The sequence below is a fragment of the Bacillus cereus group sp. MYBKT111-2 genome (assembly GCF_051915205.1).
Lineage (GTDB): Bacteria > Bacillota > Bacilli > Bacillales > Bacillaceae_G > Bacillus_A > Bacillus_A paranthracis.
Genome location: NZ_JBQAEG010000026.1, coordinates 1 through 3174, shown reverse-complemented (window position 1 = coordinate 3174; position 3174 = coordinate 1). Strand labels below are relative to the sequence as shown.

Sequence of the window (3174 nt, the reverse complement as noted above, 5' to 3'; positions counted from 1 at the left end):
TTTGGTCTAATTTTTTATACCTTTTGGTCTAATTTTTTTTGACCATTTGGTCTAAAGATGTTAGGATGAAGACAGAAAACAAAACAGAAAAGGATGATAAAATGCCAAAACAAAGAACTGAAAATGAAATGATTTATAACGGTAAAAGTCGATGGAGAAACTTAGATACAGGTGAAATAATAGAAACCGATGAAATCATAAAGAAAACTCCTAGAAATGGTTTTATGATTACGTATTTAACAGCAATTGTTCAATTGATAGATAGTTTAGGTAACAAAAAAATGCAAGTAGTAAAATACATATTAGAAAACATGGATAAGTCAACAAATACATTAATTATAACGACAAGAGAATTGACTGAAAAAAGCAAGGTATCTAGGCAAACTGTAATAGACACATTAAAAACACTAGAACAAGCCCAAATCATTACCAGAAGAACTGGAGCAATAATGATTCATCCAAGTCTTGTGCATCGTGGTAAAGACACAAAAGAGAAATACTTACTTGCTAGATTTGAAGATTTCAGTAATAACAATGCTCCAATAAATGATGTTGAATAAAAATAATTAGGAGGAACAAAAATGAAAGCTACTGGTATAACTCGTAAAGTTGATGAATTAGGACGTATCGTAATTCCAAAAGAATTACGTAAAACACTGAATATTGATACTAAAGATCCAATAGAAATTTTCACAGAAGAAGACAGTATTATTCTTAGAAAATATGAATCTAATATGACTTGTATGATAACTGGCGAAGTTTCTAACAAGAATATCTCTTTGTTTAATGGGAAAATTGTTGTTAGTCCCGAAGGTGCTGAACTATTAATCAAAGAGTTACATGAAATTATAGTTCCAACGAAATAAAACGCCTTAAGATTAATTCTAAGGCGTTTTTTTAACGTTCCATGTCATATCCTCGACGTCTACTCATTTCTTTCTTGCTTTCGCGTCCATGCTCCCGTTCAAAGTGATTGTCTACACCCTTCATGTCCAATTCATTTTTGATAAGCCCTCTAAACGCCTTAAATTGCTCTTTAAAGACTTTTTTCGTATTTTCGTACAAAACCTTTATGTTTTCTTTTAAATCGTTTATATGGGCCGTTAAATCGCTTATATCGCCCTTTAACGAACTAATTTCAAATGAGGCTGACACCAATTCCTTTTTTAACTGTTCATTTTCCTTCGTTTTTTGATAGATTTTCTCACTAAGATTTTTATTTTCCTGAACTAGATCCGTTGTTTGTAAATGTTTATAATCTTTTTTTACAGTGACAGCTGCGGTCACTAAATCTTCTAATTGTTCAACTTGTTTTGGTGTATAAACATAGTTACCAGTCTCTTTTTCAATAATGTCAGGTTTCCCGATTAATTTGGGCTTTACCTCTGTTTTAATCTCTTTCTTTTTGCTCTTTAGATTTATTTTCTTTTCAGGAATTTTCTCACTGACTTTTACAAGTTCATCTTTCTTTTTAACTATTTCTCCTTCTAGCCATTGAATTTCTTTTTCTAAATCCTTTTTCTCTTTGTACTCATTGACATCTTTATACTCATTTGAGCCAACTAATTTTCGTTCAATGCCACGCTCCTTTAATACTTTTTCTAACAACTGAACTTCTTTTTCTCTCCAATCATCAAAAGGACGAGTTTTATCTAGTGTTGAATCTTGTTGCATAATGGCTCGGTCAAATGATACTTGCTTTTCAAGTCCTCGCTTATACCCACTCGCCACAGGCACAAAATTCAAGTGCATATGAGGGCTAGCCTCGTCATTATGAATAGCGGCATTATAGACTTTTAAGTTTGGATTTCGTTTCTCAAAATCCTTGAACCACTCTAACAAAATTTCATTTGCTTTTTCATAATCGGCATGGGAAATGAAGTCGTTTAAATCACCAACTTGAATGATCATTTCTTGCTGAAGCGAAGTTTTTTTACTAGATTGAATGTGTTTATAATAGTCATCAATTTTTCTGTCGTTACGTTTTTGTTTGGCGTTATAATTCCCCAACACTTCTCCAAATTCTTCTTGATACAATTCCTTTAAATCTTTCTGAACAAGATATTTATTTTCGTCAGACTTTGAATAATCTATGTGCGAATTTCGCTCTTTTTCCTTCTCACTCATTGTCCTGTTATTGTGTTTAATGTTGGTTTTGTTAGTTGCCTTCTTAAGAGAAACTGACATGCTCATAACGAATCAACTCCTTGCTCTCACTATACCAAAAGCTTTGTTACTTTGGCAAAGTAACCTTTTCTGTATTCTGACATTCTGCTACGCTTCATGTACACAATGAAAAGGCTCTGCGAGACTGTTTTGGCTATCGCCAAGCCATGCTTTGCATGGCAAAAACAAAACCTTGGACTTTGTCCAAACCTACTGGGGAACTCTTCCCCAGACCCCCTTTATCGAACTCCCCAACCCCTCAATCCTTGAGGGGCTCCCTCGCCAGTTGGCAAGCCAAAACGGCAAGCGTTTTGACAATCCAAGAGGGTTGCATAGTAAGTATGTCAACTCCTTATCCTCCCGTCCCCTTTCGGGTTCGGTCCGGTACCGTTGACATACATCATGTAGCTACCTCTGTATCTACTTCTGTTGTGCTACTTAAGTTTTCTTTTGCGTACCTTTGGCAAATCAACAGTATTTGACTTTGTTTGAAAGAGGTTTCCCCCTTGTTTTTGGGTGGAGTGGTGAAGGCTGGGGTGAAGCGAAGCGAGGGGCTAGCCCCTGGATCTTAACGTAACTGAATATGGAGTAAGGATTTTACTTAGAACGATAGAACTGGCGGTTCGGCGGGTACAATTGCTAGTCCAAGTCGAGCAACCTAAATCCTCGTTTTTGGTCTGTTCGGCTTGGCGACATGCCACCCCCCGCCGAATTTCACTATGCAATAGCAAAAGAGTGGAGATTTTTTGAGTGGGTTTCTCAAAAAATACTACTCGACTATTGCATAGTGAAAAGCCCTTAAATATATAGAAAAGAGTAATAAAGGGGGTAAAAGTGGATTTTGAGTTGATATATAGCCACGGAGACGTATTTTGTTTGGTCTAATTTTTTATACCTTTTGGTCTAATTTTTTATACCTTTTGGTCTAATTTTTTTTGACCATTTGGTCTAAAGATGTTAGGATGAAGACAGAAAACAAAACAGAAAAGGATGATAAAATGCCAAAAC

At 35.3% G+C, this 3174-nt stretch carries 3 protein-coding genes; 2 read left to right on the top strand and 1 reads right to left on the bottom strand.

Annotated features, from left to right (window positions below):
• The first annotated feature begins 65 nt into the window (after positions 1-65).
• Both ACTFNE_RS27305 and ACTFNE_RS27300 read left to right on the top strand, forming a co-directional pair.
• Positions 66-560, top strand: coding sequence for a replication/maintenance protein RepL (locus ACTFNE_RS27305; protein ID WP_235438269.1), 495 nt, complete (start codon positions 66-68; stop codon positions 558-560).
• 21 nt (positions 561-581) lie between these two features.
• Positions 582-866, top strand: coding sequence for an AbrB/MazE/SpoVT family DNA-binding domain-containing protein (locus ACTFNE_RS27300; protein ID WP_063260312.1), 285 nt, complete (start codon positions 582-584; stop codon positions 864-866).
• Positions 867-897: 31 nt separating this feature from the next.
• On the opposite strand, the gene ACTFNE_RS27295 is transcribed toward ACTFNE_RS27300, so the two are convergent.
• The gene (locus tag ACTFNE_RS27295; RefSeq protein WP_100632363.1) at positions 898-2193 is read right to left on the bottom strand and encodes a plasmid recombination protein; all 1296 of its coding nucleotides are present in this window, start codon (positions 2191-2193) and stop codon (positions 898-900) included.
• Between the last annotated feature and the right edge of the window lie 981 nt (positions 2194-3174).

Coding starts and splice junctions, on each gene's coding strand:
- ACTFNE_RS27305 (WP_235438269.1), top strand. CDS start 66: ATGAAGACAGAAAACAAAACAGAAAAGGATGATAAAATGCCAAAACAA.
- ACTFNE_RS27300 (WP_063260312.1), top strand. CDS start 582: ATGAAAGCTACTGGTATAACTCGTAAAGTTGATGAATTAGGACGTATC.
- ACTFNE_RS27295 (WP_100632363.1), bottom strand. CDS start 2,193: ATGAGCATGTCAGTTTCTCTTAAGAAGGCAACTAACAAAACCAACATT.